The 16,078-nt window shown below is 72.9% G+C and carries 14 protein-coding genes; 4 read left to right on the top strand and 10 right to left on the bottom strand.

Annotation, left to right across the window (positions count from 1 at the left end):
• The first annotated feature begins 7 nt into the window (after window positions 1-7).
• Both HD595_RS31365 and HD595_RS31360 read left to right on the top strand, forming a co-directional pair.
• Window positions 8-883 carry a helix-turn-helix transcriptional regulator gene (locus tag HD595_RS31365; RefSeq protein WP_253775293.1) on the top strand — a complete coding sequence of 292 codons (876 nt, stop codon included), beginning with the start codon at window positions 8-10 and terminating at the stop codon, window positions 881-883.
• Between the two features lie 103 nt (window positions 884-986).
• Window positions 987-1,208, top strand: a complete 222-nt coding sequence (locus HD595_RS31360) for a hypothetical protein (RefSeq protein WP_253775291.1) — start codon at window positions 987-989, stop codon at window positions 1,206-1,208.
• A 117-nt stretch (window positions 1,209-1,325) separates the two neighbouring features.
• Here HD595_RS31360 and HD595_RS31355 read toward each other — a convergent pair whose 3' ends face one another.
• From HD595_RS31355 to HD595_RS31320, 8 genes are all read right to left on the bottom strand, one after another.
• A complete protein-coding gene (locus tag HD595_RS31355; protein ID WP_253775290.1) occupies window positions 1,326-2,582 on the bottom strand; it encodes a hypothetical protein in 1,257 nt (418 codons plus the stop codon).
• 8 nt (window positions 2,583-2,590) lie between these two features.
• A complete protein-coding gene (locus tag HD595_RS31350) occupies window positions 2,591-6,082 on the bottom strand; it encodes an outer membrane protein assembly factor BamB family protein (protein ID WP_253775288.1) in 3,492 nt (1,163 codons plus the stop codon).
• Between the two features lie 267 nt (window positions 6,083-6,349).
• Window positions 6,350-7,744: a TfuA-like protein gene (locus HD595_RS31345; RefSeq protein ID WP_253775286.1), complete on the bottom strand. Its 1,395-nt coding sequence runs from the start codon at window positions 7,742-7,744 to the stop codon at window positions 6,350-6,352.
• A complete protein-coding gene (locus HD595_RS31340; RefSeq protein WP_253775284.1) occupies window positions 7,744-8,967 on the bottom strand; it encodes a YcaO-like family protein in 1,224 nt (407 codons plus the stop codon). Before HD595_RS31340 ends, HD595_RS31345 begins: the two co-directional genes overlap by 1 nt.
• Window positions 8,968-8,989: 22 nt before the next feature.
• Complete coding sequence (locus HD595_RS31335; RefSeq protein WP_253775282.1) at window positions 8,990-9,130, bottom strand: hypothetical protein; 141 nt, start codon at window positions 9,128-9,130, stop codon at window positions 8,990-8,992.
• A gap of 154 nt (window positions 9,131-9,284) precedes the next feature.
• On the bottom strand, window positions 9,285-9,425 hold the full coding sequence (locus HD595_RS31330; protein ID WP_253775280.1) for a hypothetical protein: 141 nt from the start codon (window positions 9,423-9,425) through the stop codon (window positions 9,285-9,287).
• A 40-nt stretch (window positions 9,426-9,465) separates the two neighbouring features.
• Entirely contained in the window at window positions 9,466-10,563 is a 1,098-nt protein-coding gene (locus HD595_RS31325; RefSeq protein WP_253775278.1) for an L-histidine N(alpha)-methyltransferase, read from the bottom strand.
• A gap of 159 nt (window positions 10,564-10,722) precedes the next feature.
• Window positions 10,723-11,262, bottom strand: a complete 540-nt coding sequence (locus tag HD595_RS31320; protein ID WP_253775276.1) for a DUF1062 domain-containing protein — start codon at window positions 11,260-11,262, stop codon at window positions 10,723-10,725.
• 294 nt (window positions 11,263-11,556) lie between these two features.
• Here HD595_RS31320 and HD595_RS31315 point away from each other — a divergent pair, with 294 nt between their 5' ends.
• Window positions 11,557-12,378 (top strand): class I SAM-dependent methyltransferase, encoded by an 822-nt coding sequence (locus HD595_RS31315; RefSeq protein ID WP_253775274.1) that lies wholly within the window; start codon window positions 11,557-11,559, stop codon window positions 12,376-12,378.
• A gap of 21 nt (window positions 12,379-12,399) precedes the next feature.
• Here the strand turns inward: HD595_RS31315 and HD595_RS31310 are convergent, their stop codons facing one another.
• Window positions 12,400-13,065, bottom strand: coding sequence for a response regulator (locus tag HD595_RS31310; RefSeq protein WP_253775272.1), 666 nt, complete (start codon window positions 13,063-13,065; stop codon window positions 12,400-12,402).
• A 37-nt stretch (window positions 13,066-13,102) separates the two neighbouring features.
• The gene (locus HD595_RS31305; RefSeq protein ID WP_253775270.1) at window positions 13,103-14,455 is read right to left on the bottom strand and encodes a sensor histidine kinase; all 1,353 of its coding nucleotides are present in this window, start codon (window positions 14,453-14,455) and stop codon (window positions 13,103-13,105) included.
• Between the two features lie 279 nt (window positions 14,456-14,734).
• Here HD595_RS31305 and HD595_RS31300 point away from each other — a divergent pair, with 279 nt between their 5' ends.
• Window positions 14,735-16,078 (top strand): alpha/beta hydrolase, encoded by a 1,344-nt coding sequence (locus HD595_RS31300; protein WP_253775268.1) that lies wholly within the window; start codon window positions 14,735-14,737, stop codon window positions 16,076-16,078.

Here is a 16,078-nt window from a genome sequence, read left to right as displayed (position 1 = left end):
AGTAGTTGTGAAAAACGGACACGGTGCTGTGCGGCAACTGCGCTATCTGCCTGCCGTCGGATCGGCGTACGGGGTGGAGGTGCTCAGTTTCGCCGCGCTGCGCTCGATGGACGCCCACCGCCGCCGCACACAACCGCAACGCCCCGACTTCCACGTGTTCGCCCTGGTCAGCTCCGGGACCGGGAGCCACGAGGCGGACTTCCACGGCTACCGGCTGGAGGAAGGCAGTGCCGTGTGGATCCGGCCGGGGATGGTGCACCGCTGGAGCGACATCGACGCCTGCGACGGCCCGCTGATCCTCTTCCGGCCCGGCTTCCTCTCCGGCCTCACAGCATCGGAGGCCGGCACGCCGGCGTGCTGGCACCTGGACCGGCAGCGGCTGTCCCTCGCCCTGCTCGCCGCCGACCACCTCGATCGCGAGCACGGCGCAGCGGTACGAACACCGCGCCTGGCGTCGCCCGCCCTGCTGTCCCACCTGCTGGCGGCGCTGATCCTGCGCGCGCTCCCCGACACCCCGATCCCGGCCGGCGCGACGACCTCCCATGACCGACGTGTGGCCGTGTTCCGCGCCTATCGGGCCGCCGTCGAGGAGCACTTCACCGACTGGCACCACGTGGCCGACTACGCGCGGCACCTGGGCCATGACGTGCGCACGCTCACCCGGGCGACGCGCGCCGCCACCGGCACGGGCGCCAAGACCTTCCTCGACCAGCGCATCCTGCTGGAAGCCAGAAGACTGCTGGCCCACACCGACCTGCCGGTCAGCGGCTGCGCCCGGCGGCTCGGCTTCCGGGACGTCGGCAACTTCACCACGTTCTTCCGGCGCCAGGCCGACATGCCTCCCGCCACCTGGCGCCATGTACAGCGAGCCCAGCTCACTTAAGAGCGCATCCGCGGCCCCACCGGAAGGCATCCTCTACGAAAGTCGCCCGGCCCCCTCCCGATGACCGATCCGCCGGGAGAGGACCGGGTCATAGTGTCCGATCATGCGCAAAGCCATCCAGGTGACCGGTCTGATCCTGCTGCTCCAGGGCGTCAGCGGCGCCATCGACCATCTGGCCGTCCAGCCCTTCATGGGGGTGTTCCTCAACTTCTTCAACCGGGTGATCGTGCCCCGCGTGGAGATCCTGGCCGCCCAGCCGCTGTTCGCCAACCTCGCCCTGGCGGTGCTCGGCCTCGCGCTGATCATCGCGCCCGCCCGCTCGTAGCACATGCCACAAGGCAAGGTCCTCCCCCGAGGGAAGCTTCGCACGACGAGGCTCGGGCGGGTGGAACGCGCGCCCCTGATGAGGACCTTGCCTTGTGACCCTGCACAGGGGCGGGCGTCAGGGGGAAGCCAGTGCCACAGCTGCCAGGGCTGAGGCGGCCAGGCCGCCTGCTGTCACCAGGGTCGCCGCGATCAGTGGCAGGCGTCCGATCCACCGCCGTAGCCGCGGGGTTCCCGCCACGCTCAGCAACGCTTTCCTGCCTCGCAGCACGGCGATGCCGACTCCTGTCAGGGTGCCCGCCATCCCCACGCCGAAGGCCGTCACCATGGCGAGAGCGAGCCCGGCTCTTCCCGTGAGCAAGCCGGTGAGCAGGAGCAGGAAGGCCGAGGGCGAGGGCAGGAGCCCGCCGGAGGCGCCCATCATCACGATGCCACGCCACGTCAGCAACGACCTCAGGTCCTCGTGGCCGTGACCGTGACCGTGCCCATGCCCGTGACCGTGGCCGTGGGTGGACCGGAGGCGGACGTGCCGGCGCAGGAGGCCGACGCCGACCCCGAGCACGACGAGCGCCCCTCCCAGTTGCAGCCACCGTGTCACCGCTGCCAGGGAGGGCGCGCCGTCCATGGCGAGCCACCAGCCGACCGCCAGCACGGCGACCGACACGGTGTGCATGGCCGCCACCACCACCCCCAGCAGCACCGCGTCCCGGGCCCTGCCGTTGCCCCCCACCAGGTAACCGGCCGTCAGAGTCTTGCCGTGCCCAGGTGCGCAGGCGTGCGCCGCGCCGGCCACCAGAGCGACCAGAAGCGCCAGCGGCAGCACCACGTCGCCGTCCACCAGGGAGGACAGCTCGGCCGTCCACAGGGCGGACCCGCCCGGCGGCTCCAGAGCGGTCCCCGTACCGTCGAGTGGCCCGGAAGCGGTCCCCGTGCCGTCGAAGCGCAGCACGTGCGCCGGCGAGGCCGCCGTGTGCAGGGCGCCTCCGCCGCTCGGCGTCGTGGACACCGTCCGATAGGCCGGGTCCAGGTCGGTGAGAGCGGTGATGGTGAGCGTGACGGCGCGGACGGCGGCCGGGCACCGGAACCGGAGAACCGCGCCGGAGGCGGCGACATCCCGCACCGCCTCCAGCCGACAGGCCGTCCCGTCCTGCGACACCGCGATGTGCTCACCGAGATAGCCGCCCACCGGCCGCGCGAGCCGCGCCAGGTCGTCGGCGGCGGCCGACCAGGTCACCTCGACCGTGTCATCGCGCGCGGTCACCTTCGCCGCGAGCGGCGGGCCGAAGGGGTGTGCCGCCCCCGGGCCCGCCGCTCCCAGCAGGGTCAGGGCCGCCAGTCCCGCGACCGCGAGCAGGCGCGCCAGACCCCGTGCCATGGTCCCGATCACTGACCGCGGATCCTCGTGGTCGCGAGCGCGTGGATCGAGCCGTCGTCGGTCAGCGCGTAGAGCATGTCCCCGCTCACCGACAGCGCGGAGGCCACGCCCGCGCCCAGGTTGTACTCGGCCAGCTTGCGGCCGCTCGCCCGGTCGAGCGCCACCACGCGTCCGTCCCAGGTCGTGGCGTAGACGACGGTCTCGGTCGCCAGCATGTGCATCGCCGGGGACCCGGGACCGGCCGCCGTGCATCCGGCCGCGACCCGCCACCTGTCGTCCATCGGGCTCTCACCCGGCAGGTAGCCCAGCGGGGTCTCCCAGATCGGCTCGGCGGGGGTCGCCGAGGCGGTGTCGTAGGCCCTGACGACGCCGTCGACGGTGGCCACGTACGCCATGGCGCCCCTGGTCGCCGGGCTGGTCACCGGAGGCGGCCCGGGCTCGCAGGTGCTGGTCGTACCGAGCTTGGCCTGCCAGAGCACCTTCGCGCCCGCCTGCAGGTCGTGGCCGCGTACACCGGAGGAGGTGGCGGTCACCATCTGCGTGTCCGTGAAGGCGGGCGAGGACTGCGTGAACAGTTCGCCTCCGGTGTCCACCGACGCCAACTGCTTGCAGGTGGTCAGGTCCATCGCGATCAGCGTCTGGCTGGACCCCGAGTGCAGGTAGGCGGTGGTGGCGCCGGGCCGCCGTACGGCGACACTGTGGAACTCGCCCCAGGCGACGGGTGCGCCGAACCCGCCGGGCAGCTTGGCGCCGGTCTTCGCGTCGCGGCACGTCACGGTGTCCCATGCCTGGTAGACCGCCACGGAGCGGTCGCGCAGGTCGAAGACGCTCACCGGTCCGCCGGCCCGGCCGTAGCGGCGCACGGTCGAGCCGGTGACGTGCTCGTCGTCGATCGTCTCCCAGTCCACCTTGCCGGTGCGCGCGTCGAGCGCGTAGACGCGGCCGACACCCGTGGTCAGGTAGACCTTGCCGTCGTGCACGGTCGGGAAGGACTCGGCGTCGCCGTCCAGGTAGGTCCGCCACACCTCAGCGCCGGTCAGCGCGTCGTAGGCGAGCATCATGCTGTACGGCGAGTCGAACGCCTGCGAGGCGACGATCACCTTGCCGTCCCACACGGCCGCGCCGTTGAGGTGGAACTGCTCGCCGGTGCTGGCCGCCCAGCGCAGGCCGAGCCTGGCGCCCGGGTCGTCCTCGGCCGACGAACGGGACTCCTCGTCGCCGCCCTGCCTGGTCCAGTCCTGGCCCAGCTCGGGCTGGTCGATGCGGGCGTCGGCGAGCACCTGGAAGGTGTTCTTGACCGTCGGCCAAGCCTTGCCCGCTGTGTCGACCGCGACCATCTCCGCCGTGTAGGTGCCCGGGTGCAGGCCGGCGACGCGGGAGCTCACCCTGGTCCACGAGATGTGCGCCTTGGGGCACGGCTCCGCCTTGCCGCCGGGCGGGGCGTAGCAGTTGACCTGGCCCGTGGGCTTGGTCTCCCGGCCGAACCGCATGCGATCGTCATGCCAGACCACCCTGCCGTTCTTGGCGCGGACGGTCAGCGCGGCGGTGGCCGGGGTGCGGCCGTCGTCCTCGGCGTACAGCTCGACCGGGACGCCGGCCTTCATGCCGTGGACGCTGCCCTCGCCCGGGCTGACCAGCGCGACGTCGTCGTCGACCTCGAACTGGCGGTGGGTGCCCGCGATGTAGCCGGTGTCCTCGTTCTCCTTGGTGCCCGGGTCGTCGGTGATGCCGGAGAAGTCGAGGATCTTGTAGTCGGGCCTGGCGGAGTCGATGCCGTACACGCCCATGTTGTTGACCTCCACCGACCTGGCGAAGGCGCCGCGCCGGTACTCGGCCTGCTGGTTGTGGCCCGCCGCGAACATCCGCACGTCGTACTTGGCCAGCTCGTCGACGGTCGGCTGCATGCCGGCGCCGGGACCCCACTTGGTGAACAGCGAGCGGTGCGCGAAGACCAGCACCTGCTTGCCCACCGCGTGCCTGCGCAGGTCCTCACGCAGCCACGCGAGCTGCGGGCCAAGACCGCTGGAGTCGTAGTTGTCCTCCAGCACCACGACGTGGCGCCCGCCACGGTCGAAGCTGTACCACTCGGGGCCCATGTTCCTGCGCCAGTACTCCAGGCTGCCGCCGTAGCCGGCGGAGGTCGCGGTGCCGCCGATGTCGTGGTTGCCGATGACCGGATAGTACGGATGGCCGAGCCTGCCCTTGCGCAGGCCCTCGCGCAGGATGTCGTAGCCGCCCTGACGGCGCGGCTCTGCGGCGTAGTCGCTCACCGTGAGGTCGCCGGTGGTCATGGTGAGCGTGGCGCCCCGCACCTCGGACATCGCCTCGACCTGCCCCTGCCAGCGGGGCAGGGTGTTCCTGGCCTCGGCGTCGGAGCGGTTGCTCACCTCGACGTCGGAGACCATCAGCCACTTCTCTTGGGGGTTCTTCGCGTTGGCGTCGGGACGCAGCGCGAAGTCGAGCCCCTTCAGCGGTCCCTGTCCAGCGGGCAGCTCGCGGAAGAACGCCGGCACGTAGTCGTCGCGCAGCACAGGGGTGTAACCGTCCGGCGAGACGATGCTGACGAGGTCGGTCTCCCTGCGGTTGCGATCGACGGTCATCGAGTAGCCGCCGTCGGCGCCGGTGGTCGCCCACACCTCGCCATCGGTGACGGACACGCCCGGCACGCCCTTCTCACCGGCGTCCTTGACGCCGTCACGGTCCTCGTCGGCGAAGACCGTCCCTTCGACGGTCGTGCGGTCGGCGCCGCGGCCGGCGAGGGTGAACGTGACCGGCCGGCCCAGCGGGTCGTAGCCGTCGTCGGCCAGGAAGTACGCCTTCCAGGTGCCCTCTCCGAGAGCGCCGCTGGGGAGCGTGACGGTGCCCGCGGCGAGCGGCGCGTACACCCAGGTCTTCGACGCGACGTCGCCGGGCTTGTCGTCCGGGCCGTACACGCCCACCCAGTTACGGGAGCCCGGCTTGTCGGTGGTGTAGCGGAACGTGAGCGGATCGCCGATCTTCGGATCGACGGTGGTGAGCTCCAGCGTGCCGCCGGCGGCAGCGCTCGGCGACGTGGTGGTCGGGGGGTCGTCCACGGCGGCCTGCGCGGTGCCCGGCGCGAGCACCGCGATCACGACCCCTGCCGCCACGACACCCAGCCATCCTGTACGGCGGCGCGACCACAGCACCGCGGTGACGGCCAGGACGGCCCCGAGCAGAATCGCCACGAGGGACGGCGGCGGCCACGGCGAGCGCGGCGCGTGCGAGCCGGTCGCGTCGACGACCGGAAACGCGTCCGTCACGTTCGACGTCACGCCGTCGAACTCGGCCACGATCTGCGACAGCCCGCCCGCGCGCATCAGCGCGCCCAGATCCAAACTGCCCACGGGGCACGACCAGGCGAGTTCGACGACCACGCCGCCGGGCAGGCCGCCGCCGTCACCGGCCACCCCGTGCGCGCTGACCGGGCAGCCGCCGCTCAGCAGTTCGCTCGCCCAGGCACCGGCGCGCTCAGGGGCCACGACATCTCTGTGCACAACCAAGCGACCGCTTGCCATGTCCCCACCGGTGCTCACGACCAGTTCGGCATGGTCACGGGTCAGGTGGGCGGACGCGGGGCCTGCGGAGATGCCGAGCGTCGCGCCCAGCGCCGTCACGAACACCGCCATCACCCGGGCGGCGCGTAAGATGCGATCCATAGTCTTTGACACGCGACAAAACTAGACAGGTGAGGGTTCTCCGGCCGAGACCTCATCGGGGATGTTCATCCCGTTCGGCACAAAAGTTCACTATTGCCGTGCGATGTGCAGATCCACCAGGTCCGGGTTGTACCGCGACAGGAGGTAGAACGGCCGGGCCGCGGCGAGCAGGACGTCCCGGGAGCCCATCCCCCGGTCCAGCGCGTGCAGCTCCAGAGCTTCGGGTTCGGCGCCCCAGCGTTCGCCGATGTGGGCCAGCACCCGGTCCGCCGACAGGCTGTGGATGTCGAAGGTGGACTCGGTCCGCCGCGCGTGCTCGTTCACCGACCTCGCGGCGTTGACCAGCGTCGCCGCCGCCGCGGCGACGGGTCGCCGGCGCAGCGCGTCCAGGGCCGGGCCGTCCGCGGCGACTCCGGGCGTCAGCTGGAAGCTGCGCACCAGGAAGGTGCCGAGCTGGTCCCTCACCGGGCGCGAGGCCCGCTCCGCCGGGGTCAGCCACAGGTCGAGGAAGCCCAGCTCCCCGGGCTCGGCCGTTCGCGGGTCCGGGATGACGTTGCGGTGCCGCGCGTGCTCCAGCGCCCCGTCGAGGGTCGCCTCCGTGCGCCCGCTCCGGCAGCGGGCGGCGCATTCCCGGGCCAGGTGGGCGAAGACCAGGTTTCGGTGGAAGTCCGGGTAGTCGCGGGCGAAGAGCTGGCACATCCGCAGGACGCTCATCTCGGCGACCCGGCCGTCCTCGGTGTCGAGGCCGCGGGCTCCCAGCCGCCAGCGGTGCACGTAGACGGTGGGCGCCATGGTGAAGCCGGGCGCGGGGTGCTCGGCGGCGTCCGCGGGGCCTTCCTGGAGCGTGCGCAGTCTGTGGACCAGGTGCAGCGCGTCCTCGCGTTTGACGTTGACGGCCCGGGTCGCGCACAGCCGCCGCAGCGCTTCGGCCTTCGCGTCCGGTACGCCGGACTCGCGGGCGAGCCGGACGAGTTCCGGGTAGGAGCGCAGGCGGTACGGCCGCCGGGCCAGCGCGGCGACGAGACGACCGGCGGCGGGCTCGTCCAGGATCCCTTCCTCGACGCACAGGCTCAGGGTCGCGCGGATGTTGACGAGGGCCTCGGAGATCGGCCGGTAGCCTTCCTCGGCAGGACCGTGCAGGAGGGCCACCTCGTCGTCGGCCGTCAGCCGGCCTTCCGCGTAGTCGCGGTAGACGCGTCCCACGCCGAGCATGCCGAAGGTGTCGAGTTCGGCCGCGCGCAGGGCGCCCATGCTGGCGGCGCCGAGGACCGTCACGCCCGCCTGGAGGAGCGACAGGATCTCCTTGTGCCGGACGGCGCGGGTCTGGCGGAAGTAGCCGTCGATGACGCCGACGACGTCTCCCCGCCGGGGCGCGAGGTTCAGCAGGTCTCCCGCCGCCACCGGCGGGAGGACGGTGATGCCGTCCGCCGCGAGCAGGTCGGCGGCCTCCGGCAGGCTGGGGCCGACGAAGAGGTACCGGTTCATCACATGAACGCCGGTTCGCAGAGGAGGCCCGGGCAGACCACTCGTACCACCGGGATGCCGAGGTCGGGCCTGGTGTGGTCGGCGACCAGCGGAGACCGCCCGGTCAGCGCGAGGACGCCGCCGACCGTGGCGCGCAGGTCCTCCGCGAGGGTTTCGTTGCGGACGGAGGCGATCTCGTCGTAGGTGAGCCGGACGGCCTCCGGGAGCGGTTCGGGACGCGCGGAGCCGCTGGAGACGGCGCGCCGGTAGGCGCCCGTGGTGAGGTCGTCCCGCGCCCCGGCGATCTGGGTGACGCGTGACTGCGCGGCTTCGGTCAGGGCGCGGCACAACGCGACGTCACGGTCCAGGTGAGCGCCCGCCCCGGCGAAGGGCACCGGGAACTCCTCGCTCCAGATCGTGGCCAGGAAGCAGGCGAGCCCCGTGGGCGAGGGCAGCACCTCGACCCGGACCTCCACCGCGGCCGCGGCCATGAGGTCCAGCGGCTCCCGGGCCGGGCCGTCCACGGTGCCCAGGTCCAGGGCCGGCGACGGGCCCGTCGCGGCGCGGGCCAGGCAGTCGCGTTCGATGACCTCGTACAGGCCGTGGAGCGCCGCCTCGGCGAAGGTGTTGCCGCTGGCGAGCCCGTTGCTGTTCTGGGCGAACAGGGGCGGCATCCAGGTGTCGCGCACCCGGCCGTCCAGGCGCAGCAGGTCGGTCGGCAGGAAGGTGTCCGTTCCGTCGTCCAGGCGGCTCGCCCTGGTCCATTCGAGCTCCAGGCCCGGCCAGAGGTGGTGGCGGGGTTCCGGGGCCAGCTCGCGGACGCGGTAGCCGCACGCGCGTTCCATGTCGGCGACGGTCGCGGTCGTCTCGCCGGGATCGACGCGCTCGGCGTGCCAGGACTCGATCGACTCCATGGCGGCCGAGACCTTGGCGAGGTCGTGGGTGAGGCCCTTGCCCTGGCTCACCGACACCGTCCGGGAGTTCGGGCGGACGGCCTGGTGGACCGGTATGCCGATCTCGTCGAGCCAGGTGACGTCGGCGATCCGGGTGATGCCGACGACCGGGAACAGCGGCCGGATCCGGCGCAGCGTCTCCGCGGGGGTCAGGACGCGGTGAGTGCCGGACAGGCAGACCTTGCGGGTGTCGCCGGGAGCGGGAACGGGGCGCGCGAGCACCCCGTTCCCGCCCGACAGGTTGTCCGCCATGCCGCCGTCGGCCTGGTCGACAGTGGTGGGGCGGCTCAATCTACACCCTCACGCCGAACCGTCACGCGCCGTGGACGTCGGCGGGCTCGAGGTCGTCGTTGTCCTTCAGCTTGACGCTCCAGCAGGTGTCCTTGCTCGTCGTCTGCATCAAGCTGGTCAGGTCGCCACGGAGTTGGGTTGCGGTGGGGAAGTTGATCTTCATCCGTCGACCTTTCTGTCGTCGTCCGGTATCGCACCGGCGATCGATCGCAAAGTTTAGCCAAGTCTGAACTTCCTGAAAAGACTTGCTACCTCGAAGTACCGGCGCGGGCTCCGGGGTCCGCCGCGCCGGCGTCTCAGCGCCGGAGTCCGAACCGTCACGCGCCGTGGACGTCGGCGGGTTCGAGATCGTCGTTGTCCTTCAGCTTGACGACCCAGGACGAGTCCTTGCTCGCCATCTGGATCACGCTGGTCTGCTCGCCGCGGAGTTCCGCCGCGGTGGGGAGGTTGAGGTTCATCCGCCGACCTTTCCGTCGTCGGCCGGTCCTGCACCGGCGATCATCCGCCGAGCGTAGCCGTGTCCGATCTTCCGGAGAAGGTCTCCCCCGGCTGTGCGGTCGCCGGCTCCGCCGTTCCCGGCGCGGGCGTCGCGGCGACGAGGACCACCTGGCTGTCCTCACCGTGTTCGAACAGGCGCACCCGGAGCCCGCAGCGGGTGAGCTGGTCGGCCACCGCCGCGCCGTCGTGGTAGAGGTAGCGCCAGACGAGCACGGTCTCGCCCGGCTCGAACGACACCGTCCGCCGGTCCTCGCCGACGTCGAAGGTCACGGTGACCGGCTCCAGGAAGCGCGCCCGGACGAAGACCTCGCTGCGAGCGCGGTCGAACCCCGTTTCGGTGACGTACCAGGAGCGGTCGACGGCGAGCAGGTCGAGTCCCACCAGTTGCTGGGGCTTGTACGGGCCGCCGACGCTGACCTCGTCCATGAACGGCGGCCGGTCCACGCCGGTGTCGATGCGCAGCGTCAGCAGCAGCACGTCGTGGTCGCCCATGGCGTGACGTACGTGACGCAGGAGCCGGGCCGGGTCGGCGAAATTGTACGGCGTACCGCCGGCCAGGACGACGAAGCGGACCGGATCAGCGCCGTCGTGGCCGGACGCGGGCCCGGCGGCGAGGACGCGGGCGAGGTCGGGGCCGGTGAAGTCGCCGCGGCACAGCTCGAAGCGCTCCGCGTGGGCGGGGAAGTCGACGCGGAGGTGCTCCCTGGCCAGGTCGAGGATCTCGGGGCTGATGTCGATCGCGTGGTAGCCGGCCAGGCGCGACCTGTCCAGCAGGTGGCGGATCAGCCCGCGCACGGGACGCGTCGTGCCCGGCCCGAGATCGACGATCCGCACCGGCGACGACGGCGGCGCGAGGGCGAGGAGCCGCTCGGCGTGGCGGGTCAGGAGCGTGTCGAAGTCGCTCAGCATCGGCGCGCGTCCGGGGTGGGACGGCACTTCGCTCTCGCGCCACATCTCGCTGCCGTCACCGAGGTAGGTCAGTTCGTACGGGAACTCGGCACGGTGGCCGAGCGCGTCGACGATGGCGTCCACCTGCGCCGCGGAGTAGGCGCGGTAGAAGCTCTCGTGCGGCGACACCGCGTGCTGCTGTCCATGCATAACGCCGGACAGTACATCGCCGGCCCCGCGCCTCCGTCCGCTCCTCCCCGGCCCCGGGCTCCGGCCAGGTCACGTGGCATCTCACGCCGCGCCCACGGGGACGAGCGCCGCCCCTGGGCGGCTCCGAACCGCCGGAGCCGCCCGGGGACGGCGTCTCCGCTAGTCGCCGGCCATCACGGTGAAGGTGAACCCGGCGATCCTCGGACGGCGCAGCGGGATGTCGCACTTGACCCGGCGCAGCATCTCGTTCCTGCTGAGGCCGAGCCCCTGCGCGACGAGCCGGTCCGGACGCACCGGCACCGGATCCTCGAAGACGACCTCCACCCGGACCGGCCACGCCTCGGCGAGCCCCACCGGCTGGGCATCGAGCCGCCAGGCCCCCGTCCAGTCCAGGGTGAAGCGGTTGCGCCGGGCGATCAGCGGATCCAGCAGCGTGGACGCCACCAGCTCCGGATCGTTGGCGTGGTAGCGGTCGAGCTGGGCCGGGTCGAAGGACCTGACCGGCGCTCGCTCGTACACGGCGATCTTGACCGTCCGATCGCAGGACACGCAGCGGACCAGCAGCCACACGTGCAGCAGCTTGCCGTTGGCGTTGACCCGGAACCTGCCCTTGCCGGTGGTGGCCGACTCCGACCCGCAGTCCACGCACCGCAACGACAGCAGAGGCAGCCTGGTCCGGCGGACGACCCAGGACAGCACGGTATGAGGTTGTGAAGACATGATCTCTCTGGACCTGACACGAGGCCGATTGCGCGCGACCTCAAACGCTGAATGACCGGGCGCACGCGGGCAGCCCGGCGGAGCCGACGAGAGGGTCGGCCTGAAGGTGAGCGGAAGAAGGTGTCAGGTCTGAAGAGCAGGCGGGGTCACGCGGTTTTGTCCTCTGTCCTCACGGCGACGGGGCCGCAGGCAACCTACGGGAACGCGGACGGACGGCTCAAACCGTTTTCCGGCGGCCTCAGCAGGTAGGTGGGGCCCGCATAGGGTGATCGCATGGAACAGGACGCCCGATCGGCTCTCGCCTCGTCGTTCGGCGCGGCGGCGGCCGCCTACGCCGAGCACCGCCCGGACTACGCGCAGGCCGCCGTCCGCTGGGCGCTCGCGCCCGCGCCCGGGTCGGGGTCCGGGCCCGGGTCTAGGTCCGGGTCCGGGTCCGGGCCGCGGGTGCTCGACCTCGGCGCCGGCACCGGCAAGCTGACCGCGACGCTGGTCGCGGCGGGCGCCGACGTCGTCGCGGTGGAGCCCGACCCGGCGATGCTGGCCGAGCTGCGCCGCGCGCTGCCGGCGGTACGCGCCCTGCCGGGCAGCGCCGAGGCGATACCGCTGCCGGACGGGTCCGTCGACGCGGTGCTGGCGGGCAACGCCATGCACTGGTTCGACATGGCCGTCGCGGGCCCCGAGATCGCCAGGGTCCTCGCGCCCGGCGGCATCCTGGCCGGCCTGTGGAACGTCCTCGACGACCGGGTCGACTGGGTCGCCGGGCTCGCCCGGGCCGGCGGGAGCGCGGCCGTCGGACCACGCGACACACCCGCGAGCTGGCGCGCCGCGACGGCCGGCATGCACCTCCCCCGGACGGGCGTGGCCGCCCGGTTCGGCTCGCCGGAGCAGGCGGAGTTCCCGCACGGGCAGCGCCGCACCGCCGGCTCCCTCGTCGAGACCCTGGCGACGAGAGCGGGGATGCTGGTCATGCCCGAACGGGAACGAGCGGCCACGCTCGGCCGGGTCCGCGCCTACCTCGCGAGCCGGTCCGAGACCGGCGACGGCGAGTTCACCCTCCCGATGCTGACCTGTGTGCTGCGCGTCCGGCGGCTGTGAAACCCGGCCTGGCCGTGGGACCTACAACGGCGGAGCCGGGCGGACGAGGCCGCTCTCATAGGCGAAGACCACCACCTGGGCGCGATCGCGCAGCCCGAGCTTGACCAGCACGCGGCTCAGATGCGTCTTGACCGTCGCCTCCGCCAGCCGCAGCGCCGCGGCGACCTCGGCGTTAGACAGCCCGCGCGCCACCTGCGTCAGCACCTCGTACTCGCGCGCGGTCAGCCGCGCCAGCCGTTCGTCCCGCTCGGCGGGCCCCGGCGTCATCTGCGGCGCGAACCTCTCCAGCACGCGGCGGGTGACGCGCGGCGACAGCGCCGCCTCCCCCGCCGCGACGGCGCGGATCGCGCTCAGCAGTTCCGGTGGCCGCGTGTTCTTCGGCAGGAACCCGGCGGCTCCGGCCCGCAGCCCGGCGAAGGCGTACTCGTCCAGGTCGAAGGTGGTCAGGATGAGCACGCGCGAGCGCGGGCTGTCGCGCACGATCCTGCGGGTGGCCTCGATGCCGTCCAGGCCGGGCATGCGCACGTCCATCAGCACGACGTCCGGACGCAGGCGCCGCGCCAGCCGGGCCGCCTGCTCGCCGTCGTCCGCCTCGCCGGCCACCTCCATGTCCGGCTCGGCCTCGAAGACCATGCGGAAGGCCATCCGCAGCAGCGACTCGTCGTCGGCGATCAGCAGCCGGATCATCGTGGAGCTCCCATGGACGGCGCGGCCGGCACTTCGTTCATCGGGGCGGCCGTAGATCCAGCACCGCCAGGACCCGCCATCCGCCGCCTGCCACCGGTCCGGCGTCCAGGGTCCCGCCGTAGGCGGCCACCCGTTCCCGCATGCCCGCGATCCCGCGCCCCTCGCCCCGGAGCCCTGAACGGGGCCCGGATCCCCGGGGCCTCGGGTCGCGGGGTCCCTTGTCGCGGAGGCCCGTGTCGCCGGGGCCCGTGTCACGGGGTCCGGTGTCGGCAGGCGCGACGAGGCCGGGAACGTCGATGACCTCCACCTCGGCACGGCGCGCCGACACATCGACCCGCACATCGGCGCCGGTCGTGGGCGCGTGCCGCAGCGTGTTCGTCAGCGCCTCCTGGACCAGCCGGTAGATCGTCAGCTGGGCGGCGGCGGGAACCGCCTCGGCGTCGCCGGTGACCCGGAGACGCGTCGCCAGCCCGGCCGCGCGCATCCGCTCGGCCAGCGGGCCGAGATCGGCGATCCCGGGCGCGGGCTGCCGCATCGCGTCGAGAGAGTCGCCGCCAGAGGTGACGACGACTCCCGAGGCGGCGAGCTCATGTGAGGCGGCGAGGCCGTCGCTTGAGATGGCGAGGCCGTCGCTTGAGGTGGTGAGGTCGCGTGAGGCGGCGAAGTCGTGGCCGGTGCTCAGGGAGCGGCGCATGTCCTCCAGGGCTTGGCGTCCTGTCACGGCGATGTGCTCCATCGCCGCCGCGGCCCGGTCCGGCGCGCTGTGGCGGACGTGGGCGGCGCTGTCCGCCAGCGCCACCATGACCGACAGGTTGTGGGTGACGATGTCGTGCATGTCGCGGGTCATCCGCGCGCGTTCCTCGGCGACGGCGAGCCGTGCCCGCTGCTCGCGGTCGCGTTCCAGGGATGTCACGTACGCCCGTCGTTCCCGTGTCCACAGGCCGGTCATGAGGGCGGCGGCCGCCATCGCGCTCAGCGCGGCCACCGTGAAGGGGAACTGGCCGGGCGGCGCCCAGCGGGCGGCGGCCAGCAGTATCCCGGCCTGCAGCGCGAGCGCCGCCAGGAGAGCGTGGCGCCACGGGCGGTGCGCGGCGACCGTGTACAGGGCCACCAGGAGGGCGGCGTCGGCGGGAAGCTGCACGTCCAGCGCCCACTGGACGGCGGCGGCGAGGCCGATCGCGGCCAGGACCGTCATCGGGGCGCGCCGCCTCCAGGCCAGCGGCGCCACCAGCGCCGTCTGCAACGCGAGCAACCATGAGGGGCCGGACAGCACCTGGCCGGGCCCGAGCGTGGCCAGGAACAGCGCGGCGCCCGCCGTCGCGTCGACGGCCACGGTCGGCCACCGGCCCGGCGCGGTGAGGCGGGCCGCCGGACGGTCGGCTGGGTTCACCCGCTTCACCCTAGTTGTCCTGCGAGTTCGTTCCCGCTCCTTCGCGAGGACGACCGTCATCCGAAAGTCGCATGCGCGCGTGCGACCTCCGCCGCTCGTCCGCGGGTGTGCCCGGCTGCCAGCCTCGTCGAACGTCCACTGCCGTGTTCCTTTTTCCGTTCGAGGAGCTTTCGCATGTCTTATGTCGCGACACGTACAGGTCTGTCCAGAGGGAGCAGGACCACGGGTGCGTCCGTTGCCTCCAGGAGGCGGGAGTCCGCCATCTCGAAGGCCGCAGGCGTGGTCGCGGGCCTGGCCGTCCTGGTGCTGGCGGCATCCCCGGCTGCGGCCGGAGCCGACACCGGCGGCCCGATCGGGGCGAGCCTGCCCGCGCCCGGCGCCCCGATCCCGGTGAGCCTGTCCGCGCCCGGCGCCCCGATCCCGGTGAGCCTGTCCGCGCCCGGCGGCCCGATCGCGGTGAGCCTGCCCGCGCCCGGCGGCCCGATCGCGGTGAGCCTGCCCGCGCCCGGCGGCCCGATCGCGGTGAGCCTGCCCGCGCCCGGCGGCCCGTACCCGGTCGGGACCGTGGCCATGTGGCTGGTCGACCGGTCCCGGCCCGATCCGCTGATGGCGGCCAAGCCGTACCGGGAGCTGATGATCAGTCTGTGGTACCCGGCCGAGGGCGGCGGGCCGCTCGCGCCGCACATGGCGCCGCTGGCCGCCGCCGACTGGGACCGGCACTCGGCGCCGCCCCTGGGCGTCGCCAAGGGCGCCGTCGCCTGGGCCGCCACGCGCACCCATGCCCGGGTGGGCGCGCCCGTCGAGCCGCGTGCGGGGAAGCTGCCGGTGGTGCTGTTCGGTTCGGGGGACGGCGGGCCGCGCACGCTCGGCACCACCCTGGTCGAGGACCTGGCTTCGCGCGGCTACCTGGTCGTCACCGTCGACCACACCTACGAGGCCGACCAGGTGGAGTTCCCCGGCCGGCGTCTGGTGCGCGCCCTGCCACTGCCCGCGAAGCTGACGCCGAAGGTCATCGCCAAGCTGCTGGCCAAGCACTCGCGGGCGCGCCTGGCGGACATGCGCCACGTCCTGGACCAGGTCACCGCCCTCGCCCACGGCCGCCCCATCGGCGGCAGGCTGCCCGAGGGGATGCTCGGCGCGCCCGACGCCTCACGGGTGGGGGTGCTGGGGCAGTCGCTGGGCGGTTCGGTCGCCGCGCAGCTGACCCGCGACGACGCCCGTGTGGACGCGGGCGTCAACGTCGACGGCGCCTATGTCGGACCGGTGGCCGCACGCGGGGTGGCCAGGCCGTTCCTGCAACTGGCGGCCGAGGCTCACACGCGTGACAGCGAGCCGAGCTGGAGGTCGTTCTGGCGCGCCTCGACCGGATGGAAGCGGGAGCTGCGCTTCAAGGGCGCGGCCCACGGCTCGTTCACCGATCTGCAGCCGCTGCTGCCGCAGGTCGCGGCCAAGCTGTCCACGGTGCCGCTCGCGGACTACGTGGGCACGATCGACCCCGGCCGGTCGGTGGCGGCCCAGCGCGCCTATGTCGGGGCGTTCTTCGACCTGCACCTGCGCGGCGAGCCGACCCGCCTGTTCGACGCCCCGGACGCGCGCTTCCCCGAGGTCTCCCTCATCCCCTGA

Source organism: Nonomuraea roseoviolacea subsp. carminata (assembly GCF_024172185.1).
In the GTDB taxonomy this organism is placed as follows: Bacteria; Actinomycetota; Actinomycetes; order Streptosporangiales; family Streptosporangiaceae; genus Nonomuraea; species Nonomuraea roseoviolacea.
The sequence above is the reverse complement of the archived record's forward strand: the minus strand, read 5'-3'. Positions and strand labels throughout refer to the sequence as shown.